Raw genomic sequence first — 21,770 nt, forward strand, 5'->3', positions numbered from 1 at the left:
CCCCACGTATGGAATACCAAGGATGACACCGCTGCCCTGCTTCAAGGCCTATGACATCCGCGGCCGTGTCCCCGACGAACTCGACGAGGCACTGGCGCGCCGGATCGGCCTGGCGATGTCCGCACAACTTGGGCCTGGACCGGTGGTGCTGGGCCGTGACGTGCGCCTGAGCAGCCCCGCGCTGCAGGCGGCGCTGGCGGACGGGTTCGGGCATGCGGGACGCGAGGTGATCGACATCGGCGTGGGTGGCACCGAGGAGGTGTATTTCCAGACCGCCCACCTCGGCGCGGCCGGTGGCGTGATGGTCACCGCCAGCCACAATCCGATGGACTACAACGGCATGAAGCTGGTGCGCGAGGGCGCGCGGCCGATCAGCGGCGATAGCGGCCTGTTCGCGATCCGCGATGCGGCCGCGGACGCCCGCCCGCTGATTCTCTCCAGCGTTGCCGCACCACGCGTGATGACCGACAAGTCCGCCTACGTCGGACACCTGCTCGGCTACGTGCGGCGCGATGCACTGAAGCCGCTGAAGATCGTGGTCAATGCCGGCAACGGTGGCGCCGGTCTGGTGGTGGACCAGCTCGCGCCGCAGCTGCCCTTCGACTTCGTACGCATCCAGCACGAGCCGGATGGCCGCTTCCCCCACGGCATCCCCAACCCGCTGTTGCCCGAGTGCCGCGCCGCCACTGCCGAGGCGGTACGCGCCCACGGCGCCGACTTCGGCGTGGCCTGGGACGGCGACTTCGACCGCTGCTTCTTCTTCGATGCCGATGGCCGCTTCATCGAGGGCTACTACCTGGTCGGCCTGCTGGCCCGCGCGTTGCTGGCGCGGCACCCCGGCGGGCGCGTCATCCACGATCCGCGACTGACCTGGAACACCATCGAGATGGTGCGCGAGGCCGGCGGCGTTCCGGTGATGAGCAAGACCGGCCACGCCTTCATCAAGGAACGCATGCGCGCCGAGAACGCCGTCTACGGCGGCGAGATGAGCGCCCATCACTATTTCCGCGACTTCGCCTATTGCGACTCGGGCATGATCCCGTGGCTGCTGATCGCCGAGCTGGTCTCCACCAGCGGCCAGACCCTGGCCGGGCTGGTGGAGGATCGCATGCGTGCGTTCCCGTGCAGCGGCGAGATCAACTTCAAGGTGGTCGACGCGCGCGCCGCCATCGATCGGGTGCTGGCGCATTACGCCAGCCTGGCGCCACTGCTGGATCACACCGACGGCGTCAGCGCCGATTTCGGTTCGTGGCGCTTCAACCTGCGCAGCTCCAATACCGAGCCGCTGCTGCGCCTCAACGTGGAGTCGCGCGGCGACACTGCGCTGATGCGCGAGCGCACCACCGAGCTCGCCGAACTGATCGCGAGAGAGTGACTGACGCGTCAGGTCAGGTCGTGGTCAGCAGCCACACCTCGCCACCGCGCAACTCCACCGCCAGCGCACGCAGGTGTTCGCCGCGGCAGGGACCGGCCACGCAGATGCCGTCATTGCGGTTGAAGCTGGCGCCATGCACGGCGCAGATCAGCAGCTCGTCCTTGCACAGGAAGCGGCCGGGCGCGTAGTCCAGCCGGCGGCCGGCATGCGGGCAGACGTTGAGCCACGCCCGCACCGCGTCGCCGTGGCGCTCGACGATCGCGCTCTCGCCGTCGAGCGCGGCCACGCCCTCGATCGCGGTGACGCCGCCATCGGGAATCTCGTCCAGGCGGCACAGCGGGGAGGCGGGGAAAACGGTGTCCATCGGCACTTGTCCTGCGGGCCGGATGGCCTCATCGTTGCACGCGTAAGTCCTTGATTTTAGCACACGGATTTTTAACACATGCGCTTCCATCTGCCCCCGCCCCGCCGTTCCCGCCACCCGCTGGTGCGCGCCCTGTCGCTGCTGCTCGGCATCGTGATGCTGGGTGTGCTGCTGGTGTTCGGGTTGGCCGTGGCCGGCGTGCTGCTGCTCGGCGGCGGCGTGCTGCTGGCATGGCGGCTGTGGAAGCAGGCGCGTACGCCGATCGCTACGGCGGCCAGGCCGAACAGGCCGGCGCCGGAGGTGCTGGAAGGCGAGTTCGTGGTGATCCGCCAGGGACCGGTCGCACACTGACGCAAGATCCGGATGGCGCGCGACGCCGCACCGGCCCAGCATGGCGCCATGCACTGCCGGATGACGCCATGAACGCCCAGCTTGCCCCCCTTGCCGAAACCCTCGAACGCGTGCGTGCCCGCATCGAGCATGCCGACGAGCCCCCGACGCTCGATGCGCTGGCGCAGTTCGCGCAGTTGAGTCCCAGCCACCTGCAGCGCGCGTTCCGCCGCCGCTACGGCATGAGCCCGGCCGAGTACCACCGCGCGCGCCGCTTCGGCCAGCTCAAGGCGGCGCTGCGCGACGGCGCCGCCGTCACCGACGCGGTGTACGAGGCCGGCTTCGGTTCCGGCAGCCGCGTCTACGAACACAGCGACCGCCTGCTCGGCATGACCCCGGCCAGCTATCGCGCCGGCGGCGCAGGCGCCAGCATCCGCTACACCACCACTGCCACGCCGCTGGGCCGGTTGCTGGTGGCGGCCACCGCGCGCGGCATCTGCGCGGTGACCCTGGGCGCGGACGACGCCGAACTCGAAGCACGCCTTGCCGCCGAATTCCCGCACGCCGCGCGCGAACGCGTGGACGCGGGCCGCGAGGAATGGCTGGATGCGGTGATCGCCCACATCGCCAGCGAGCTGGGCTGGAGCGACGCCGACGCGCCCGCGCTGCCGCCGCTGGACGTGGCCGCCACCGCGTTCCAGTGGCGGGTATGGGACGCGCTCACCCGCATCCCCGCCGGCGAGACGCGCAGCTACGGCGAGCTGGCCGCCGCGATCGGCGCGCCGAAGGCCGCGCGGGCCGTGGGCAATGCCTGCGGCAACAACCGCCTCGCCCTGATCGTGCCCTGCCACCGCGTGGTGCGCGAGGACGGCACGCCCGGCGGCTGGCGCTGGGGCGTGGAGCGCAAGCGCAACCTGCTGGCGCGCGAACAGCGCATGGCGGGGCGGCAGGAACGGCTGTAGGGGCGGCTTCGGCCGCGATGCTTCCCGCTGCACGCTGCGCGGATCGCGGCTGAAGCCGCTCCTGCGGCTTGCGTCTTGACGCCGCCTCAAGCCTGCCTTGCGGAACACTCGCTACCGCACGGCACGCGCCTGCTCCAACATGCACATACTCGCCATTCCCCCATGGCGATGCGCGGCGCCAGCCGAAGCTCCGGAAGGCTCCCCCGTTGCCTGTAGACTGCGCCGCGCGCAACACCCTCCGCCGAGTCCCGTCATGAACGATGCCACCGCCCTCGCCGCCAACGGCGCGGCAAACACCGCCATCGACCGCTCCCGGCTGCTGGTGCCGCTGGGCTTGCTGGCGCTGTACGTGATCTGGGGTTCGACCTATCTCTGCATCCGCTTTGCGCTGGCAAGCTGGCCGCCGTTCCTGCTCGCCGGCGTGCGCTTCCTGATCGCCGGCGCGCTGCTGTTCGGCTACCTGCGCCTGCGCGGCGTGGCGCCGCCCACGGGGCGGCAGTGGCGCAACGCGGCAGTCGTCGGCACGCTGCTGCTCGGCCTCGGCAACGGCCTGGTGTGCTTCGCCGAGGAGCGCGTGAGCTCGGGCATCGCCGCCGTGGCGGTGGCCAGCATGCCGCTGTTCGCCGCGCTGTTCGGGCGCTGGTACGGCCACCGGCCGAACCGGCGCGAGACGCTGGGCCTGCTGATCGGCTTCGCCGGCGTGATCGTGCTCAATCTCGGTGGCGACCTTTCCGGTTCGCGCATCGCCGCGCTGGCGCTGCTGGTGGCCGCCGCCGCATGGGCGTTCGGCTCGGTGTGGAGCAAGCAGCAGGACATGCCGGCCGGGCCGATGAACACCGCGGCGCAGATGCTGTGCGGCAGCGTGGCGCTGCTGCTGATGGGTTTCGGCGGCGGCGAGCGCCTGCCGGCGCATCCCGCGCTGCACGCCAACCTCGCACTGGCCTACCTGGTGGTGGTCGGCTCGCTGATCGGCTTCAGCGCCTATCTCTACGTGCTCAAGCACGCGCGCCCGGTGCTCGCCACCAGCTACGCCTACGTGAACCCGCCGGTGGCGGTGCTGTTCGGCATGCTGCTGGCGGGCGAACACATCGGGCCGCTGGAAGTCGCCGGCATGGCGGTGATCCTGCTCGGCGTGGTGGCGATCACGCTGGCGCGCCAGCGGCAAGCACGGTGATGCGATCGCGGCTGAAGCCGCGATCCCCACTCACCCAGGGCTGCCATCCACGCATCGACCATCGTCGGCTTGCCCTGCCGGCGCAGTGCGCGCCACCATGCCCCGGACATCGCACGGGGACCGGCATGAACACCACGAACGAAGGCCTGATGGCGCGCCTGGCGCTGCGCAGTGCGGCGTGGTCGGAGCGCTGGTTCCCCGATGCCTGGGTGTTCGCCGCGCTGGGCGTGGTGATCGTGGCGGTGGTTGCGCTGGCTTTCGGCAGCACGCCCGTGGCCACCGTCAATGCGTTCGGCGGCGGCTTCTGGAGCCTGATCCCGTTCACCATGCAGATGGCCTTCGTGGTGATCGGCGGCTACGTGGTGGCCACCGCACCGGTGGTGGCGCGCTTCATCGACCTGCTGGCGCGCGTGCCGAAGAGCGGGCGCGGCGCGATCTGCTACGTGGCGCTGGTGAGCATGCTGGCCTCGCTGCTGTCGTGGGGCTTCTCACTGGTGTTCGGCGGCCTGCTGGTGCGCGCGCTGGCGCGGCGCGACGACCTGCGCATGGACTACCGCGCGGCCGGCGCGGCGGCCTATCTCGGCCTCGGCGCGGTATGGGCGATGGGCTTGTCGTCATCCGCCGCGCAGCTGCAGGCGAACCCGGCCAGCATGCCGCCGGGCCTGCTCGCGATCACCGGCGTGCTGCCGTTCACCAGCACGATCTTCCTGTGGCAGTCCTTCGCGCTCACCGCCTGCCTGATCGCGGCCTCGCTGCTGGTGTGCTGGCTCACCGCGCCCTCGGACCGCAACGCGCGCACGGCGCACTACTTCGGCGTGAGCGAGGCGACGGCCGTGCCGGAACTGCCGCCACGCCAGCGCCCCGGCGAGTGGCTGGAGTACAGCCCGCTGCTGTCGGTGCTGGTCGGCCTGCTGGGCCTGGGCTGGCTGGGCCACGAGTTCGTCAGCAAGGATGCAGTGACCGCGATCGCCAACCTCAACACCTACAACTTCCTGTTCCTCACCGTGGGGCTCTTGCTGCACTGGCGCCCGCGCAGCTTCCTCGACGCGGTGGCGCGCTCGGTGCCGAGCACGGCCGGCGTGCTGATCCAGTTCCCGCTGTACGGCGGCATCGCCGCCCTGCTCACCCATGCGCAGGGCGCCGGCGGCATGACGCTGGCGCACCGCCTGTCGCAGCTGTTCGTGCACGTGGCCAGCACCGACAGCTTCCCCGCGGTGATGGGCGCGTACTCCGCCATCCTCGGTTTCTTCGTGCCCTCGGGCGGCGGCAAGTGGCTGGTGGAGGCGCCCTACGTGATGCAGGCGGCGAACGACCTGCACGTGCACCTGGGCTGGGCGGTGCAGGTGTACAACGCCGCCGAGGCGCTGCCCAACCTGATCAACCCGTTCTGGATGCTGCCCCTGCTCGGTGTGCTGGGCCTCAAGGCCCGCGACGTGGTGGGCTACACCTTCATGCAACTGCTGGTGCATGTGCCGCTGGTGCTGGGCTTGCTGTGGTTGCTCGGCTTGACGCTGAGTTACGTGCCGCCGGTAATGCCCTGAGCGGAAAACCCCGAGGTATATCCCTCTCCCTCCGGGAGCGGGCGGCGGCAGCCGGGTGAGGGTACGGGCGAAGCGAGCACCACGGCAGCACCGAACCCTCGCCCCTGCCCCTCTCCCGAAGGGAGAGGGGTTTGAACATCAAAGTTCGCGCAGCGCCGTGGTCACCGGCAAGCGCGCCGCACGCACGGCGGGGAACAGGCCGCCGACGAAGCCGATCGCCAGCGCCCACTTCAGGCCGGTCCACAGCAGCGCGGGCGTCACCGCCAGCTCGAAGCTGAGCTTGCCCACCGTGCCGGCGGCCAGGGTGGAGGCGCCATAGCCGTTGAAGACCAGCCAGGCCAGCGCGCCGCCGATGACGCCGCCGAGCAGGGCCAGCAGCATCGTTTCCAGCATCACCGCCACCACCACCGGCAGGCCGCGGAAGCCGATCGCGCGCAGCGTGGCGATCTCGCGGGCGCGCGCGGCCACCGCGGCGAACATGGTGTTGAGCGCGCCGAACATCGCGCCGATCGCCATGATCAGGCCCACCGTGATGCCCATGATGCGGATCACCTTGGTCATGCCCTCGGACTGCTTGGCGTAGTAGTCGAGCGTAGTGTCGGTGTCCACCTTCAGCTGCGGGTTCGCCGCCAGCGAGGCCTTGAACGCATCGAACGCCTGCGGGTTGGCGAGCTTCGCCACCACCGAGGCGCGGCTGCTGCCACGGCGGTAGGTGTCGGCCACCACGTTGGCGTCGCCCCACACTTCCGAATCCATCGCGTCGCCGGAGGCGAACACGCCCGCCACGGTCCACTGCTGGCTGCCCAGGCGCACCTGCTGGCCGGGCACCAGGCCGGCGAACTGCTGCGCCGCGCCCTTGCCCACGTCGAGTTCGCGCATGCCCGGGTTGAACTTGCGCCCCTCGACGATCTTCACCTGCGGCCGCACCGCCCAGGCCTCGTCGCCCACGCCGCGCAGCTGCACGCTGCCCTCGTCGTCGGCGCTGCCGCCCTTGAGCGGCAGGTTGGCGGCCACCACCAGTTCCGGCGAGGCCAGCGGCTGGCCCTTGGCGTCGCGCGCGATGCCGGGCGTCTGCACGACCTGCACGATGCTGTCGTGGTCGAGCACCGACATCACCTCGGAAGCCGAGGCGCCGCGCATCACGATGGCGGTGTCGGCGTTGCCGGTCTTGCGCAGCGTCTCGCTGTAGCCCTCGCCCATCGCCAGCAGCGCCACCAGCACGCCGACCACGCCGGCGATGCCGATCACGATCACCGCGGACGAACCCAGCCGCTGGCGCAGCGTGCTGATGCCCACGCCGGTGACCGAGGCGGCCTGCCGGCCGTGGCGGGTGAACGCCATCCACAGCGCGCCCAGCACTGCCAGCGCCAGCACGGCCGGCCACGGCAGCTTCACCCAGATCGCCAGCGCCACGGCGAGCGCGACCAGCAGGGACAGGTTGATCAGGAATTTCTTCATGGTTCGCTCCTCAGCGCCCGGCCAGCGCGTCGACGATGTTGAGTCGCATCGCGCGCAGCGCCGGCAGCGCGCCCACCAGCAGGCCGATCAGGATCATCAGCACCAGGCCCAGCACCCAGCTGCCGGCACCCACCGTGGGCAGGTTGAGCATGCCGCCACTGCCGCTGCTGACCACCGGGATCAGCACGGCGGCCAGCCCCAGCCCGATCACGCCGCCGATCAGCAGCAACAGCACCGATTCGGCCAGCACCATCGCCAGCACGCTGCGGCTGGAAAAACCGATCGTCTTCAGCACCGCGAGTTCCGAGGTGCGCTCGCGCACCGCCTGCATCATGGTGTTGCCCGACAGCAGCAGCAGGGTGAAGAACACCGCGCCCATGATCGAGCCCACGATCAGGCCGATGTCGGCCAGCTGCTTCATCCAGCTCGCGGTGGCGGCCTGCTCGGTCTGCGTGCGCGTCTCGTGGTCGGAGTTCGCCGACAGCGCATCGATCGCCCGCGCCACGCGGTCGGCCTGGTTCACGTCGGCCACGCGGGTGACGTACCAGCCCACGGTGCCGCGGTTGTACGGCGTGGTCTCGTCGAAGTACTTCCAGTGCAGCAGGAACATCTGGTCGTAGAAGCCCGCGCTCTTCTTGTCCTTCGCGTGCATGATGCCGACGATGTCGAAGGCCCAGGTCTTGTTGCCGCTCTTGTCCGGGAAGATGGTGGATTGCAGCGGGATCTTGTCGCCCACCTTCCAGTGGAAACGCTGCGCCAGCGTCTCGCCCACCAGCGCGCCGGTGCGCGTGTCGTCGAAGGCCTTGCGCTGGGCCGGGTCCACCGCGATCTCGGGGTAGAGGTCGAGATAGTTCGGCGCCACCGCGAAACTGAAGACCTGGTTGTGCGGGTCCTGGTAGGCGCCGCCGAACCAGTTCGCGTACGTCACCGCTTTCACGCCCGGCACCTGGGCGATCCGCGCGTCCAGCGCCTGCGGCAGGGTCTGGATGAAGGACAGCTTCGAGCCGGTCTGCAGGCGCTCGGCGCCGTTCGCGCTCTGCCCGGCCTGGTCGAACGAGGTGCGCACCGCGTCCAGCATGCCGAACAGCAGGAACGCCGCGACGATCGACACCAGGGTGAGGATGGTGCGGGTCTTGCGCCGGAACAGCGCGGCCCAGATGAGATGGAAGTATTTCATCGGCATGGCTCCACGGCATGTTCCCTTCTCCCCTGCGGGGAGAAGGTGCCCGAAGGGCGGATGAGGGACGGGTGCTCGCGGCAAGCTTGCCCGAGGCAGGCTTTCGTGCGACCCCGCGGCGAGGTTGGCCCCACGCCCCAGCCCTCTCCTAAAAGGAGAGAGGGAGTCGCACTGGCCAGACCCCGCGGCGAGGTTGGCCCCTCACCCCAACCCTCTCCCCGGAGGGGAGAGGGAGTGACCGAGGGCGCCATGGCGCGCGCGCTCACGCCACCACCTGCTCGACCAGGGTGCCCTTGTCCAGATGCAGGGTGTGGTTCGCGTACTCGGCGGCCTTGGGATCGTGGGTCACCATCACGATGGTCTTGCCGTGCTCGCGGTTCAGCGTGCGCAGCAGGCCCAGCACTTCCTCGGCCGACTGGCGGTCGAGGTCGCCGGTGGGCTCGTCGCAGACCAGCAGGGTGGGATCGGAGACGATCGCGCGGGCGATCGCCACGCGCTGCTGCTGGCCGCCGGACAGCTCGCCGGGCTTGTGCGAGGCGCGATCCGCGAGCCCCACCAGCTGCAGCGCGATGCCCGCGTTCTTCTTCCGCTGCGCGCCCGAGAGCTTGGTCAGCAGCAGCGGCAGTTCCACGTTCTTCTGCGCGGAGAGCATCGGCATCAGGTTGTAGAACTGGAATACGAAGCCGACGTTGGACGCGCGCCACTTCGCCAGCTGGCCGCCGCCCAGCTGGTCGATGCGCGAACCACCCACGCCGATGCTGCCCGCGGAGGGCGAGTCGAGGCCGCCGATCAGGTTGAGCAGGGTGGTCTTGCCCGAACCGGACGGACCCATCAGCGCGAGGAAATCGCCTTCGGCGATGTCGAGGTTGATGTGGTGCAGCACCTCGACCTTCTGCTTGCCGCGCTCGTAGACCTTGGAGAGGTCGCGGATCTGGATCAGTGTGTCCATGGTATGTCTCCGGTGTTTGCCTGCATGTTTGGCACGGGCGGCGCAGGAGCGGCTTCAGCCGCGATGCTCATGTCGCGGCGGAAGCCGCTCCTGCGGGCAATCAGGGTTTCGATGCTTCGGTGCGGACATCCATGCCGTCGCGCAGCGCGGCCGGCGGCGACAGCACCACCGCATCGCCTGCCTGCAGCGCCTCCGGGACCAGCTTCATGTCGCCGTAGTCCTGCGCCGCCGGCTGCACCGCACGCAGCTGCGCCTTACCGCCGGCGACCACGAACACCACGCTGCGGCCGTCGCGCTGCGCGATCGCCTTGGCCGGCACCAGCACGCCCTTCGGCGCCTGCGCCACGCCCGCCGGTTTCTGTTCGAGGAAGGACACCCGCACGCCCATGTCGGGCACGATGCGCGCGTCCTTCTGCCCCAGCGCCACGCGCACCTTCACCGTGGCCTTGCCGCGGTCGGCGGCGGGCACGATGGCGATCACGTGGGCGGGAATCTTCCAGTCCGGGTAGGCGTCGAGCACCGCCTCGGCGGGCATGGCCGGCTTCACGCGGCCGATGTAGGCTTCGTTGACGTCCACGTCCACTTCCAGCGAATCCATGTCGACGATGGTGCCGATGCCGGTACGGGTGAAGCCGCCGCCGGCGGAGAACGGCGAGACGATCTCGCCCACCTGGGCGTCCTTGGTGGTGATCACGCCGTCGAACGGCGCGCGGATCACGCAGTAGTCGAAATTGACCTGCGCCTCGACCACCTGCGCGTCGGCCGAGGCCACCTGCTTCCGCTGCGAGACCAGCTGGGCGCGCGTGCTGTCGGCCAGGGTGCGCGCCTGCTCGGCCGCCTGCTTCGGCACCAGCCCTTGCGCGGCCAGCTGCTGCTGGCGGTTGGCATCGCGTTCGTTCTGCGCCAGCTGCGCCTGGTATTGCGCCACCAGCGCGTGCGCGGCGGCGGCCTGCGCCTGCGCCGCGTCCAGCGCGGCCTTGTAGGCGCTGTCGTCCAGCCGGGCCAGCACCTGGCCCCGCTTCACGCGGTCGCCTTCCTCGATCAGCACGGCGGTGAGCGTGCCGGTGATCTGCGCCGACACCGTGGCCTGGCGCCGCGCGGTGACGTAACCGGTGGCCTGCAGCACCGCGCCGGCGCCCGGATCGCTGGCCGGCGACACCGCGGCGGCAGTCTGCACCGTGATCGCGCGATGGCTCGCCGCCCACCACACGCCCGCGCCGATCAATGCCAGCAACAGCAGGAGCGCGAGCACGATCCACGGCCAGCGCGACGGCCCCTGGCGATGGTCGTCGCGCTGGTGCTTCTCGATGCGCAGTTCCTTCAGCAACTCGGCCTGGCTCACCGTCGTCCCCGTGACCCTGTGATGCACACTACCGTAACGGCTCCCTGGCATCGAGGCCACGGGCGGTTATCAGCTGTCGACGATGACAGATGTCATCCAGCCCGCGCCATTGACGCATCGGGCCGGCCCGCGCCGGCCGGATGGGCGATTTGCGGCGACACCTGGGCCGCGCCGTCCTGCCATGCCCGCGGAGCCGCTTCATGCCGACTCGTCCATTTGCCGCACTCGTCGCCACCGCCGTGGGATTCGCCGCCCCCGCGCTGCCGGCGCAGGCCGCCGTCGCGGCGCCTGCCGGGCATTGTGCCGCGCCCGCCTATCGGCAGTTCGACTTCTGGCTGGGCGACTGGGACACCTACCGCGTGGACAAGACGGGCAAGGTGCCGCCCGCCGCGGCGTCGGTGGCGCGCAACCGCGTCACGGCCATCCTCGGCGGCTGCGTGCTGCACGAGGTGTACCGGCGCGCGGACGGCTACACCGGCGAGAGCTTCACCATCTACGACGCGACGCGCCACGTGTGGCACCAGAGCTGGGTGACCAACGAGGGCGAGCTGCTGGTGGCCGAGGGAAGCCGGCAGGGCAAGGCCGTCGTGCTGACCGGCGCCACCCGTGACGCGGAAGGCGCCCAGCTGCAACGGGTGAGCTGGACGCCACAGGGCGACGGCGTGCGCGAGACGGCGCTGCAGTCGCGCGACGGCGGCAGGACCTGGACGCCGCTGTTCGACATCCTGTTCCGGCCGCATCCGCACTGACCGGCGCCCACCCGCTAGACTCATGCGCATGAACTACGCCATTCCCCTGCCCGCCGTGCCCAGCCTGCCGATCCTCGGCAGCGAGCTGCGCTTCCCGATCCGCCGCGTATTCTGCATCGGCCGCAACTACGCCGACCATGCCAGGGAAATGGGCGCCGCGGTGGAGCCCGGCCGGCCGATGTTCTTCTGCAAGCCGGCCGATGCGGTGGTGGCCGATGGCGCCGACGTGCCCTACCCCTCCGCCACGCAGGAGCTGCACCACGAGGTGGAGATGGTGGTGGCACTGGGCGCGGGCGGCCGCGACCTCACCCCGGCGCAGGCCCAGGCTGCGGTCTTCGGCTACGGCGTGGGGCTGGACCTCACCCGCCGCGACCTGCAGGCGCAGGCCAAGGCCAAGGGCCATCCGTGGGACGTGGCCAAGGCCTTCGACCACTCCGCGCCGGTTTCGGCGTTGCGCCGGGCCGATGAAGCCGCCGTCGGCCCGGATACCGGGCTGCGCCTGACGGTCAACGGCGAACTGCGCCAGCACGGCCGGCTCGGCGACATGCTGCACGACGTGCCGGCGATCCTGGTGGCGCTGTCCACCCTGTTCGAGCTCAAGGCCGGCGACCTGGTGTTCACCGGCACGCCGGCCGGCGTGGCCGCGCTGCAGCGCGGCGACCGTTTCCACGCCGAGCTGGACGGCGTCGCCGAGCTGCGCGGCCGCATCGCCTGAAAACGACCGCAGGATATTGCGGCGAGCCATGCATGGCTCGCCGGCGGCCCCTGCGCTAGAGTTCCTCCCGCCATTCGGCGTACCAATCGGGGAGAAGATCCATGGGCATGATGCAGGAGTTCAAGGCGTTCGCCATGCGCGGCAACGTGATGGACATGGCCGTCGGTATCGTGATCGGCGGCGCGTTCGGCAAGATCGTCAGCTCGCTGGTCAGCGACGTGATCATGCCGCCGATCGGCATGCTTACCGGCGGCATCGACTTCTCCGCCATGAAGTGGGTACTCAAGCCCGCCGACGACAGCGACCCCAAGCACAAGATCGCCGAGGTGGCGATCAACTACGGCACCTTCATCAATACCATCATCACCTTCATCATCGTCGCGTTCGCGATCTTCATCGTGATCAAGCTGATGAACCGCATGCAGAAGAAAAAAGAGGAAGCGCCCGCCGCACCGCCGGCCGACGTGGCCCTGCTCACCGAGATCCGCGACCTGCTCAAGAACAAGCAGTAACCCTGGCGTGCGGGGCGGCCGAGAGCCGCCTCCGCACCTTGCATGTCGTGACTTCCGGCCCAAGCAGGCCGTTGCATCGGCGCGATAATCGCGGCTCCTTTGCCTGGAGCCACGCATGCGCCACCCCGCCCTCACCCTGCTCGCCGCCAGCCTGCTGCTGGCCACCGGCCTCGCCAGCGCCGCCGACACCGCCATTCCCGCCGCGGCCGTAAAGACGGCCGAACAGCTGCGCGACAAGGCGCTGCGCGACCCCACCGCAATGGCCGTGCTCACCTCGCTCACCACCGAGGTGGGCCCGCGCCTGGCCGGCAGCGACGCCGACCAGCGTGCCCGCGACTGGGTGGTGGCGAAGTTCAAGGCGCTGGGCTTCGACAAGGTCTACACCGAGCCGGCGACCTATCCGCTGTGGGTGCGCCGGCGCGAAAGCGCTGCCATCGTGGCGCCGTTCCCGCAGCACCTGGTGCTCACCGCGCTCGGCTATTCGCCGGGCACGCCCAAGGGCGGGCTCACCGCGCAGGTGGTGGGCTTCGACAGCCTGGCCGCGCTGAAGGCGGCCGACCCGGCCACGATCAAGGGCAAGATCGTCTACGTCGGCTTCCGCATGCAGCGCCACCAGGACGGCCATGACTACGGCATGGGCTCGATGGTGCGCGTGGCCGGCCCGGTGATCGCCGCGCAGAAAGGCGCCGCCGGCTACCTGCTGCGCTCGGCCGGCACCGACGCGCACCAGCGCATCGCCCATACCGGCGTCACCGGCTTCAAGCCCGGCGACAAGGCCATTCCCGCCGCGGCGCTGTCCAATCCCGACGCCGACCAGCTCGAACGCGTGCTGGTCTACGGCAAGCCGGTGACGGTGAAGCTCGACCTCGACTGCGGCATCGTGGGCGAATACACCGGCGCCAACGTGATCGGCGAGATCACCGGCAGGAAGCACCCCGACCAGGTCGTCGCCATCGGCGGCCACCTCGACTCCTGGGATCCGGGCACTGGCGCGATCGACGACGGCGCCGGCATCGCCATCTCGATGGCCGCCGCCAGGCTGATCCACGACCTGCCGCAGCGCCCCGACCGCACCATCCGCGTGATCGCCTTCGCCAACGAGGAGATGGGCCTGTGGGGTGCGCGCGCCTACGCCGACAGGCACGCGAAGGAAGTGGCGAACTTCATGCTCGGCACCGACTCCGACCTCGGCGCCGGCAAGGTGTACCGGATGAGCGCCAGCGTGAAGCCGCAAGCGCGGCACGCGATCCAGCAGATCGCCGATGTGCTGAAGCCGCTGGGCGTGGCCTACGACCCCAACCGCCCCGGCGGCGGCGGCTCCGATCTCGGTTCCATGCACGCCAGGGGCATGGCCGCGCTCACCCTCGACCAGGACGCCACCCACTACTTCGACTGGCACCACACCAGCAACGACACGCTGGACAAGGTCGTTCCCGCGGAGCTGGCGCAGAACGTGGCCGCGTATGCGGCGTGGACCTGGATGGCGGCGCAGGCCGACGGCGACTTCGGCTCGGCACCGGGCGCGTTCAAGGGCGACGGCGCCGAGGAGTGAAGCCTGCGGCATGCGCCCGCGGAAACGAACGAGGCGGCCTGCGGGCCGCCTCGTTCGTCATGACGCCGGCTGGCTCTCCGCAGCCGGCTTGCGCTTGTGTCCGAAGCGCTGCTGCAGCTTGTCCATGTACAGGTAGATCACCGGCGTCAGGTACAGCGTAAGCACCTGCGACACCACCAGGCCGCCCACCACCGCGAGGCCCAGCGGGCGGCGCGAGGAGGCGCCCGCGCCGATGCCCAGCGCGATCGGCAGGGTGCCGGCGAACGCGGCCATGGTGGTCATCATGATCGGGCGGAAGCGCACGTGGCAGGCTTCCACGATGGCCTCGGCGGGCGACATGCCTTCCACGCGCTGCCGCTCCAGCGCGAAGTCGATCAGCATGATCGCGTTCTTCTTCACGATGCCGATCAGCATCACGATGCCCACGAAGGAGAACAGGTCCAGCGGCGCGTGGAAGAACATCAGCGTGAGCAGCGCGCCCACGCCCGCCGCGGGCAGGCCGGAGAGGATGGTCAGCGGGTGGATGAAGCTCTCGTACAGGATGCCCAGCACCAGGTAGATCACGAACAGCGCCAGCGCCAGCAGCATGCCCATGCCCTGCATCGACTGCTGGAAGGCCTGCGCGGTGCCCTGCACGCTGCCGGTGATCGAGGCCGGCAGGCTGAGCTGGCGCATCGCGCCGTCGATCTCGTTCACCGCCTGGCTGAGGCTGACGCCGGGTGCGAGGTTGAACGAGATGGTCACCGCGGGCAGCTCGCCCTGGTGGTTCACGGTGAGCGGCTGCGACCTGCGCGTGAAGGTGGCCACGGTGCTCAGCGGCACCAGCGTGCCGGTGTTCGAGGTGACGTAGAGCTGCGACAGCACCGACGGGTCGTTCTGCAAATCGTACGGCACCTGCAGGATCACCCAGTACTGCGTGGCGGTGCCGTAGATGGTGGAGATCTGGCCCTCGCCGAACGCGGTGCCCAGCGCGCTCTGCACCTGGTACATGGTGAGCCCCAGCGGCGCCAGCTTGTCGCGGTCCACCTTCACCTGGATGGCCGGGCCGTTCAGGTCGAGGTCGCTGGTGACGTCCTGGAAGCCGGGCAGCCTGGCGAAGGTATTGAGCACCTTGCCCGACTCGCCGTACAGCGCGTTGAGGTCGGTGGACTGCAGGGTGTACTGGTATTCCGCCTTGGAGGCGCGGCCGCCCACCTGGATCGCCGGCGGGTTCTGGATGTAGGCGCGGATGCCCGGCACCTTGGCGAACTTCGCGCGCAGCTCCTGGATGATCTGGTCGGGATCGAGCTTGCGCTCGTCCGCGGGCTTCAGCCGCATGAAGATCGAGCCGTTGTTGGTGGTGGTGCGCGAGCCACCCGAACCCACCGAGGACATGTACGAGGCGATGTTCGGATCCTGGCCCACGATTTCCGCCAGCTTCTGCTGGCGCAGGCTCATGCCGGCGATGGAGATGTCGTCGGGGCCTTCGGTGTTGACGTTCAGCTGGCCGGTGTCGCCGGCGGGAATGAAGTCCTTGTTCACCACCACGAACAGCACCGCGGTGGCGACGAGGCTGGCGAAGAACACGCCCAGCACCGTGCGCGGGTGCGCCACCGCCCACGCCAGCGAGCGGTTGTAGCCGTCGCGCACGTGGTTGAAGCCGCGGTCGAAGGCCAGCGCCACGCGCGACTTCTGCTCGTGCTCGGCATGCTTGACGAAGCGGCTGCACAGCATCGGCGTGAGCGTGATCGAGACGAAGCCCGAGATCAGGATCGCGGTCGAGATCACCACCGCGAACTCGTGGAACAGCCGGCCCACGATGCCGCCCATGAACATCACCGGCAGGAACACCGCCACCAGCGACAGCGTCATCGAGAAGATGGTGAAGCCGATCTCGCCGGAGCCCTTGATCGAGGCCGCGTACGGGTCCATGCCGGCCTCGACGTGGCGCACGATGTTCTCCAGCATCACGATCGCGTCGTCCACCACGAAACCGACCACCAGGGTCAGCGCCAGCAGCGAGAGGTTGTCCAGGCTGTAGCCCAGCGCGTACATCACGCCGAAGGTGCCGATCACCGACACCGGCAGCGCCAGCGCGGGGATCAGCGTGGCCGAGGCGTTGCCGAGGAACAGGTAGATCACCAGGATCACCAGCACGCCGGCCAGCAGCAGGGTGTACTGCACGTCGTCCACCGAGGCGCGGATCGAGTCGGAGCGGTCGTACAGCGTCTGCAGCCTGATGCCCGGCGGCAGCGTGGCCTCGAACTGCGGCAGCACGGCGCGGATGCGGTCGATCGTGGCCACGGTGTTGGAACCGGGCTGGCGGTCGATCGCCAGCACCACCGCGCGCTTGCCGTTGAACCAGCTCGCCACCTGGTCGTTCTGCACGCTGTCCGCGGCGTGGCCGAGCTGCGACAGGCGCACCGGCGCGCCGTTGCGGTATGCCACGATCACGTTGTTGTACGGCGCGGCCTTCTGCAGCTGGCCGTCCGAACTCACCTGCAGCAGCTGCCGGCTGCCGTTGAGCGAACCGGTGGCGAGGTTGACGTTGGCGTCCGCGATCGCCTGCTGCACGGTGTCGATGCCGATGCCGTTGGCGGCCAGCTTGGCGGGGTCGACGCTGATGCGCACGGCGTACTTCTGCGAGCCGAACACGCTCACCTGGGCCACGCCGTTGATCATCGACAGCTCCTGCGCCAGCTGCGTCTCGCCGTATTGGTCCACGGTGGACAGCGGCAGCGTGTCGGAGCTGAGCGTGAGGTAGAGGATCGCCTTGTCCGCCGGGTTCACCTTGCGGAAGGTGGGCGGCGTGGGCATGTTGGTGGGCAGCTGGCGCTGCGCCGCCGAGATCGCCGCCTGCACGTCCTGCGCGGCGCCGTCGATGCTGCGGCTGAGATCGAAGGTCAGCGTGATCGAGGTCGAGCCGAGCGCGCTGGTCGAGGTCATCTGGTCGATGCCGGCGATGGTGGAGAACTGGTTCTCCAGCGGCGTCGCCACCGCGGTGGCCATGGTCTCCGGCGAGGCGCCGGGCAGGCTCGCGCTGACCGAGATGGTGGGAAAGTCCACGTTCGGCAGCTCGTTCACCGGCAGGTTCGGGTAGGCGACCACGCCGAACACGATCAGCGCGATCATCAGCAGCGCCGTCATCACCGGCCGGCGGATGCACAGGGCGGGGAGATTCAAGGGATCCGCCCTCCCTTCCAGACCACCCGTTCCCGCAAGCCCGGCACGTTCCGGTCACGAGTCGCACCATCATGATGCGAACCTGCACAGCAGGTTTGCTCCCTCTCCCCTCCGGGGAGAGCCCTGCCCTGAGCTTGTCGAAGGGGATTGGGGAGAGGGGCCGGGCTTGCCGCAACCGCCATCGAAGCGCGGCAGCGGCGCACCATCGGCCATGCGAGGAGCATTCGCGCACAGGATGCGCCCCTACGGCGAAGCATGGCGACGCTCACCCCTTCACCACCTGCACGTGCGTGCCGTTGGTCAGCAGCATCTGGCCGTCCGTGATCACCCGCTCGCCGGCATCCAGGCCCTTTTCGATCACCATCCGGTCACCGCTGCTCTGTCCCGTCGTCACCATCCGCTGCTGCACGCTGTCGTCCGCGCCGACCACGAACACGAAGCTGCCGTTCGGCGAGTTCTGCAGCGCCTCCACCGGCACGGTCACGACGTTGGCGAGGCGGGTGGTGGGCAGCTGCACCTGCACGTACTGGCCCGGGGTCAGCCGGTCGTCCGTGTTCGGATACACCGCCTTCAGCTGGATCGTGCCGGTAGTGGCGTCCACCGTGTTGTTGATGAAATCCAGGGTGGCTGCGAGCGGCGGGCCCTTCGCGCCCGGGATGGTGGCGCTGACCGCCACCTTGCCGTGCGCATGGGCGGCCTTCACGCCGTCCAGGGCGGTCTCGGGCACGGAAAAGGTGAGGTAGATCGGGCGCACCTGGTTGAGCACCACCAGGTTGGTGCTGTTGGCACTCACCTGTGCGCCGGGATAGACCAGCGGCGCACCGGCGATGCTGTCCACCGGCGCGACGATGCGTGCGTAGCCGAGCTGGGTCTGCGCCATCTCCACCGCCGCCTGGTCCGCCTTCACCGACGCGGCGTAGATGCCCACGTTCGCCTTGTAGGTGTCGTAGTCGGTCTGCGCGACATAGCCCTTGGCCAGCATCGGCGTGTAGCGGCGCAGCACCTGTTCGGCATTCGCCAGCTGGGCCTGGTCCTTGGCCAGGTTGCCGCGCGCCTGGTCCAGCTGCGCCTGCAGCAGGCTGGGATCGATCTGCTCGATCACCTGCCCCGCCTTCACCCGGCCGCCCGGCGTGAACGCCAGCGACTCCAGCTGACCGCTGACGCGCGACTGCACGGTCACGGTGGAATACGCCTCGACGCTGCCGATCACCTTGAGCGAAAGGTCGAGGTCGCCGCGCTGCGCCACCGCCACCTTCACCGGCACCGCCTGCGTCGCCGCCGCCTTGCCCGGCCCGGCCTTGCCGTGGCCCGACCATGCATGCGCAATCAGCGCAACCAGCACCACCACGATCAGCAGCGCTACGGGTTTCTTCCAGGAGATGCGCTGCGGCATGGGGTCTCCGTTGATGGAATCCGGACTTTCCCGTCGAACGGGGACCACGGCGCAGCGACGCCGGGATATCGACGGGAGCTAAACGAAGATTCAACGCGCCATGTGTCGATGCGTTGACTGTCACGACACATTTTGCGCCGAATGCGCACCGCAAAACCCGCAACGCCCGGCACTTGGCAGACGCGACGAATGCGGTTAAAGCGGCCGCGCCGCCGCTATTCCTTGTGCGCCGCCGGCGCGTCGGCCGCATCCAGCGCCTGCAGGTTTTCCTTGATCCGCCCGATCACCGCCAGCGCCTGCTTCAGGTCGTCGTATTCGATGCCCTGGGTGACCTCACGGCGCAGCTCGCGCGCGATCTGCTCCATGTCGTCCACCACGTCGTGCGCCTGCGCGGTGACGTACAGCCGCCACGCGCGCCGGTCCCTCGGATCCGGCCGGCGCTCCACGAAACCGGCGGCCTGCAGGCGATCGATCACCCGGCCCACCGCGATCGGCTCCATCTCCAGCGCCTCGGCCAGCTCGTTCTGGCGCATGCCCTCGCGGTGGTACAGCATCTTGGTGGCGCGCCACTGCGCCCGGGTGAGGCCGAACTTCACCGCGCGCCGGTCGAAGTGCTTGCGGAACAGCAAGGTCACGTCGTTCAGCAGGTAGCCGAAGGAAAGCTCTTCCGTTTTCGCCATGATGATTGCAACCTCGCCGTCACATGCCTCAAGCATAAGCCGAAAGCGCCTGCCGCCATGCTGATCTCCGTCATCGCCGCCGACATCACCACGCTCGCCGTCGACGCCATCGTCAACGCAGCGAACGAGGCGCTGCTCGGCGGCGGCGGCGTCGACGGCGCCATCCACCGCGCCGCCGGCCCCGCGCTGCTGGCCGCCTGCCGCGCACTGCCGCAAGTCGCGCCCGGCGTGCGCTGCCCCACCGGCGAGGCGCGCATCACGCCTGGTTTCGCGCTGCCGGCACCCTGGGTGATCCATACCGTGGGCCCGGTCTGGCGCGGCGGCGCGCATGGTGAGGCGACGCTGCTGGAAAACTGCCACCGCAACGCAGTGCAGCTGGCGCGCGAACGCGGCCTGCGCCGCATCGCGTTTCCCGCGATCAGCTGCGGCGTCTACGGCTATCCTGCGCCGCTGGCCGCCACCGTGGCAGTGCGCACGCTGCGCGAGGCGCTGTCACGCGACCCCGCGCTCGAGCTCACCCTGTGCTGCTACAGCGAACCCATGCGCGCGGTATTCCAGGCCGCGCTCACTTCACCTTGAACGGGTACAGCGGCGGCAGGGCGTCGTCGCCATCCACCAGCTCCACTTCGCGCCACGCGAAGCCGCGCTTGAACACCTCGGCAAGATCGTCGCGCCACGCCGCCGATGCCGGCACCGCGCCATAGCAGCGTTGCTGCAGTTCGGCGAGCGCGCGCCGTTGCGCCTCGTCCGCCAGCGCGTCCGCCAGCGCGCCCGGATGCCGGATCGCCGGCCGCTCCGCCTGCGCCCAGGCCAGCAGGCTGCGCAACTGCAGCGACGCGTCGCTGCCGCGCGCGGCGGCGAGAAAAGCCTGTCTCGCGCGGCGGGTGGAATCGCCGGCGACGCCGCCGTTCGCTGCCACGGCAATACGGCGCCCCGCGCGCCGCGGCCACAACCACCATGCCAGCAGGGTAAGCAGCCACAGCAGCAGGCAGATCAGTGCGACCCAGCGCCAGGGCAATTCGTGCGTACGGCCCGTCGCCGGCACCGTGGTCGCGGCAGGCAACGCCGTCGCCGTCGCCGTCGCCGCCGGCGTCGCGGCTGCGGGCGCGGCTGCACCGGCCGCCGGCAGCACGGTGATGCTGTGCGCGGGAATCTCGGCGGTCCGCGCCTGTCCCGAAGTCACGTCGAACCAGCGCAGCGTGGTCGCCGGCAGGGTCAAGGTGCCGGCCCGCTCCGGCACCACCGCGAAGCGGCGTTCGCTGCTGCCCTGCAGCCACGCGTCGTCTTCCGCGGTGGCCGTCTTCGGCTGGTCGGGGTACACCGTGGCACCCTGCATCGCGGGCAGGCTGAGCTTCGGCAGCGCATCGGCCGGCAGACCGGTGGCGCTGAGCGTCATGGTGAGGTTGATCGGCTGGCCCACGCGCACCGGCGTGCCCGCATCCGGCCAGCCCGTGAGGGTGAGGCTGAGCGCACGCGCCGGCAGCCACGCGGACTGGCCCCAGTTCGCGGGTGCGGCCTGCACCTGCACGGTTTGCGCAGGCGCACTGGCGCCGACCGGCGTGCCCGCGCCGAAGAAACTGTCGGGATCGCCGGGATCGAGCGCCACGCCCTGGAAACCCAGCGCGGGAATCGTCAGCGTGCCCGCATGCTGCGGCACCAACGCGTAGCGGCGTTCGATCACGCGGTATTCGCGGCCGCCACGCACCTTGTCGTAGCGCAGGTCGCCGCCGATCTGGCTGAGTTGCACGCCATCGACCTGCGGCGTGTCCAGCGTACCGCTGGTGATGTTGCCGCTGACGTAGAGCCGCACCACGTAGCTGAGCTGCTGGCCCACCCATGCCTGCTTCGGCGCGACCTCGACCTCCATGAACACGTTCTTGTTCGTCGCCGCGGCGGTCGCCGGATTCGCCGGAGCGACCTGCAGCTGCAGCGGCGCGGTCCGCGATCCGGCCACGGTCAGCGACGGTATCGTGAGCGTGCCCGCATGCTTCGGCCGCAGCACCACGCCGATCACCAGTTCGGCGCTGCGCTGGCCGTTGACGATGCTGAGGTTGCTGCTCTGCGAACGGCCCAGGATGTCGAAATCCTGCTGCAGCGGACTCAGGTCGGGCATCGCCACATTGCCGCCGCCGTCGACGTGCAGGTTCAGCGTCACCGTCTCGCCCAGCTGCATGCTGCCGCGATCCAGCGTGGCCTGCACGCCGGTGGCCTGCGCCACCAGCGGCAGGGTCAGACACAACAGCAGGCACAGCCATTGAAGAGTGCGGCCATGGATGGCCGCCCGTTTGATCCTCGCGCTCATGGACGAGCGCAAGAATTGAAGAGTGCGGCCATG

General features: G+C 69.8%; 19 protein-coding genes. 10 read left to right on the forward strand and 9 right to left on the reverse strand.

Annotation, left to right across the window (positions count from 1 at the left end; translation table 11 throughout):
- Positions 1–22 precede the first annotated feature (22 nt).
- Positions 23–1,375, forward strand: coding sequence for a phosphohexomutase domain-containing protein (locus ABQJ56_RS09890; RefSeq protein WP_367844852.1), 1,353 nt, complete (start codon positions 23–25; stop codon positions 1,373–1,375).
- Between the two features lie 13 nt (positions 1,376–1,388).
- Here the strand turns inward: ABQJ56_RS09890 and ABQJ56_RS09895 are convergent, their stop codons facing one another.
- On the reverse strand, positions 1,389–1,739 hold the full coding sequence (locus ABQJ56_RS09895) for a Rieske (2Fe-2S) protein (RefSeq protein WP_367844853.1): 351 nt from the start codon (positions 1,737–1,739) through the stop codon (positions 1,389–1,391).
- A gap of 78 nt (positions 1,740–1,817) precedes the next feature.
- On the opposite strand from ABQJ56_RS09895, the gene ABQJ56_RS09900 reads away from it, so the two are divergent.
- The 4 genes from ABQJ56_RS09900 to ABQJ56_RS09915 all read left to right on the forward strand — a co-directional run bounded on the left by ABQJ56_RS09900 (position 1,818) and on the right by ABQJ56_RS09915 (position 5,746).
- A complete protein-coding gene (locus ABQJ56_RS09900; protein ID WP_367844854.1) occupies positions 1,818–2,090 on the forward strand; it encodes a hypothetical protein in 273 nt (90 codons plus the stop codon).
- Between the two features lie 68 nt (positions 2,091–2,158).
- Positions 2,159–3,031 carry a methylated-DNA--[protein]-cysteine S-methyltransferase gene (locus ABQJ56_RS09905; RefSeq protein ID WP_367844855.1) on the forward strand — a complete coding sequence of 291 codons (873 nt, stop codon included), beginning with the start codon at positions 2,159–2,161 and terminating at the stop codon, positions 3,029–3,031.
- A 253-nt stretch (positions 3,032–3,284) separates the two neighbouring features.
- Positions 3,285–4,205 carry a drug/metabolite exporter YedA gene (gene yedA, locus ABQJ56_RS09910; RefSeq protein ID WP_367844856.1) on the forward strand — a complete coding sequence of 307 codons (921 nt, stop codon included), beginning with the start codon at positions 3,285–3,287 and terminating at the stop codon, positions 4,203–4,205.
- Between the two features lie 149 nt (positions 4,206–4,354).
- Complete coding sequence (locus ABQJ56_RS09915; RefSeq protein ID WP_437343418.1) at positions 4,355–5,746, forward strand: short-chain fatty acid transporter; 1,392 nt, start codon at positions 4,355–4,357, stop codon at positions 5,744–5,746.
- 138 nt (positions 5,747–5,884) lie between these two features.
- Here the strand turns inward: ABQJ56_RS09915 and ABQJ56_RS09920 are convergent, their stop codons facing one another.
- The 4 genes from ABQJ56_RS09920 to ABQJ56_RS09935 form a co-directional block, all read right to left on the reverse strand.
- On the reverse strand, positions 5,885–7,204 hold the full coding sequence (locus tag ABQJ56_RS09920) for an ABC transporter permease (RefSeq protein WP_367844858.1): 1,320 nt from the start codon (positions 7,202–7,204) through the stop codon (positions 5,885–5,887).
- Between the two features lie 10 nt (positions 7,205–7,214).
- Positions 7,215–8,381: an ABC transporter permease gene (locus tag ABQJ56_RS09925; protein WP_367844859.1), complete on the reverse strand. Its 1,167-nt coding sequence runs from the start codon at positions 8,379–8,381 to the stop codon at positions 7,215–7,217.
- Positions 8,382–8,643: 262 nt separating this feature from the next.
- On the reverse strand, positions 8,644–9,330 hold the full coding sequence (locus ABQJ56_RS09930; RefSeq protein ID WP_367844860.1) for an ABC transporter ATP-binding protein: 687 nt from the start codon (positions 9,328–9,330) through the stop codon (positions 8,644–8,646).
- 100 nt (positions 9,331–9,430) lie between these two features.
- Positions 9,431–10,672, reverse strand: coding sequence for an efflux RND transporter periplasmic adaptor subunit (locus ABQJ56_RS09935; RefSeq protein WP_367844861.1), 1,242 nt, complete (start codon positions 10,670–10,672; stop codon positions 9,431–9,433).
- Positions 10,673–10,872: 200 nt separating this feature from the next.
- On the opposite strand from ABQJ56_RS09935, the gene ABQJ56_RS09940 reads away from it, so the two are divergent.
- From ABQJ56_RS09940 to ABQJ56_RS09955, 4 genes are all read left to right on the forward strand, one after another.
- Positions 10,873–11,421, forward strand: a complete 549-nt coding sequence (locus ABQJ56_RS09940; protein ID WP_367844862.1) for a hypothetical protein — start codon at positions 10,873–10,875, stop codon at positions 11,419–11,421.
- A gap of 28 nt (positions 11,422–11,449) precedes the next feature.
- Positions 11,450–12,136 (forward strand): fumarylacetoacetate hydrolase family protein, encoded by a 687-nt coding sequence (locus ABQJ56_RS09945; protein WP_367844863.1) that lies wholly within the window; start codon positions 11,450–11,452, stop codon positions 12,134–12,136.
- Between the two features lie 101 nt (positions 12,137–12,237).
- Positions 12,238–12,648 (forward strand): large-conductance mechanosensitive channel protein MscL, encoded by a 411-nt coding sequence (mscL, locus tag ABQJ56_RS09950; protein WP_367844864.1) that lies wholly within the window; start codon positions 12,238–12,240, stop codon positions 12,646–12,648.
- A gap of 115 nt (positions 12,649–12,763) precedes the next feature.
- Positions 12,764–14,200: a M20/M25/M40 family metallo-hydrolase gene (locus tag ABQJ56_RS09955; RefSeq protein ID WP_367844865.1), complete on the forward strand. Its 1,437-nt coding sequence runs from the start codon at positions 12,764–12,766 to the stop codon at positions 14,198–14,200.
- Between the two features lie 57 nt (positions 14,201–14,257).
- Here the strand turns inward: ABQJ56_RS09955 and ABQJ56_RS09960 are convergent, their stop codons facing one another.
- The 3 genes from ABQJ56_RS09960 to ABQJ56_RS09970 form a co-directional block, all read right to left on the reverse strand.
- The gene (locus tag ABQJ56_RS09960; protein ID WP_367844866.1) at positions 14,258–17,362 is read right to left on the reverse strand and encodes an efflux RND transporter permease subunit; all 3,105 of its coding nucleotides are present in this window, start codon (positions 17,360–17,362) and stop codon (positions 14,258–14,260) included.
- Positions 17,363–17,627: 265 nt separating this feature from the next.
- Positions 17,628–18,755: an efflux RND transporter periplasmic adaptor subunit gene (locus tag ABQJ56_RS09965; RefSeq protein WP_367844867.1), complete on the reverse strand. Its 1,128-nt coding sequence runs from the start codon at positions 18,753–18,755 to the stop codon at positions 17,628–17,630.
- 215 nt (positions 18,756–18,970) lie between these two features.
- On the reverse strand, positions 18,971–19,435 hold the full coding sequence (locus tag ABQJ56_RS09970; protein ID WP_367844868.1) for a MarR family winged helix-turn-helix transcriptional regulator: 465 nt from the start codon (positions 19,433–19,435) through the stop codon (positions 18,971–18,973).
- A 57-nt stretch (positions 19,436–19,492) separates the two neighbouring features.
- On the opposite strand from ABQJ56_RS09970, the gene ABQJ56_RS09975 reads away from it, so the two are divergent.
- Positions 19,493–20,014, forward strand: coding sequence for an O-acetyl-ADP-ribose deacetylase (locus ABQJ56_RS09975; RefSeq protein WP_367844869.1), 522 nt, complete (start codon positions 19,493–19,495; stop codon positions 20,012–20,014).
- On the opposite strand, the gene ABQJ56_RS09980 is transcribed toward ABQJ56_RS09975, so the two are convergent.
- Positions 20,001–21,737 (reverse strand): BatD family protein, encoded by a 1,737-nt coding sequence (locus tag ABQJ56_RS09980; RefSeq protein ID WP_367844870.1) that lies wholly within the window; start codon positions 21,735–21,737, stop codon positions 20,001–20,003. The genes ABQJ56_RS09975 and ABQJ56_RS09980 overlap by 14 nt on opposite strands.
- Positions 21,738–21,770 lie beyond the last annotated feature (33 nt).

It is taken from the genome of Rhodanobacter geophilus (genome assembly GCF_040812275.1).
GTDB lineage: Bacteria > Pseudomonadota > Gammaproteobacteria > Xanthomonadales > Rhodanobacteraceae > Rhodanobacter_A > Rhodanobacter_A geophilus.

What these genes read in the sequence shown, in the direction of transcription:
- ABQJ56_RS09890 (WP_367844852.1), top strand. Translation starts at nt 23, where the DNA reads ATGACACCGCTGCCCTGCTTCAAGGCCTATGACATCCGCGGCCGTGTC.
- ABQJ56_RS09895 (WP_367844853.1), bottom strand. Translation starts at nt 1,739, where the DNA reads ATGGACACCGTTTTCCCCGCCTCCCCGCTGTGCCGCCTGGACGAGATT.
- ABQJ56_RS09900 (WP_367844854.1), top strand. Translation starts at nt 1,818, where the DNA reads ATGCGCTTCCATCTGCCCCCGCCCCGCCGTTCCCGCCACCCGCTGGTG.
- ABQJ56_RS09905 (WP_367844855.1), top strand. Translation starts at nt 2,159, where the DNA reads ATGAACGCCCAGCTTGCCCCCCTTGCCGAAACCCTCGAACGCGTGCGT.
- yedA (WP_367844856.1), top strand. Translation starts at nt 3,285, where the DNA reads ATGAACGATGCCACCGCCCTCGCCGCCAACGGCGCGGCAAACACCGCC.
- ABQJ56_RS09915 (WP_437343418.1), top strand. Translation starts at nt 4,355, where the DNA reads ATGGCGCGCCTGGCGCTGCGCAGTGCGGCGTGGTCGGAGCGCTGGTTC.
- ABQJ56_RS09920 (WP_367844858.1), bottom strand. Translation starts at nt 7,204, where the DNA reads ATGAAGAAATTCCTGATCAACCTGTCCCTGCTGGTCGCGCTCGCCGTG.
- ABQJ56_RS09925 (WP_367844859.1), bottom strand. Translation starts at nt 8,381, where the DNA reads ATGAAATACTTCCATCTCATCTGGGCCGCGCTGTTCCGGCGCAAGACC.
- ABQJ56_RS09930 (WP_367844860.1), bottom strand. Translation starts at nt 9,330, where the DNA reads ATGGACACACTGATCCAGATCCGCGACCTCTCCAAGGTCTACGAGCGC.
- ABQJ56_RS09940 (WP_367844862.1), top strand. Translation starts at nt 10,873, where the DNA reads ATGCCGACTCGTCCATTTGCCGCACTCGTCGCCACCGCCGTGGGATTC.
- ABQJ56_RS09945 (WP_367844863.1), top strand. Translation starts at nt 11,450, where the DNA reads ATGAACTACGCCATTCCCCTGCCCGCCGTGCCCAGCCTGCCGATCCTC.
- mscL (WP_367844864.1), top strand. Translation starts at nt 12,238, where the DNA reads ATGGGCATGATGCAGGAGTTCAAGGCGTTCGCCATGCGCGGCAACGTG.
- ABQJ56_RS09955 (WP_367844865.1), top strand. Translation starts at nt 12,764, where the DNA reads ATGCGCCACCCCGCCCTCACCCTGCTCGCCGCCAGCCTGCTGCTGGCC.
- ABQJ56_RS09965 (WP_367844867.1), bottom strand. Translation starts at nt 18,755, where the DNA reads ATGCCGCAGCGCATCTCCTGGAAGAAACCCGTAGCGCTGCTGATCGTG.
- ABQJ56_RS09970 (WP_367844868.1), bottom strand. Translation starts at nt 19,435, where the DNA reads ATGGCGAAAACGGAAGAGCTTTCCTTCGGCTACCTGCTGAACGACGTG.
- ABQJ56_RS09975 (WP_367844869.1), top strand. Translation starts at nt 19,493, where the DNA reads ATGCTGATCTCCGTCATCGCCGCCGACATCACCACGCTCGCCGTCGAC.
- ABQJ56_RS09980 (WP_367844870.1), bottom strand. Translation starts at nt 21,737, where the DNA reads ATGAGCGCGAGGATCAAACGGGCGGCCATCCATGGCCGCACTCTTCAA.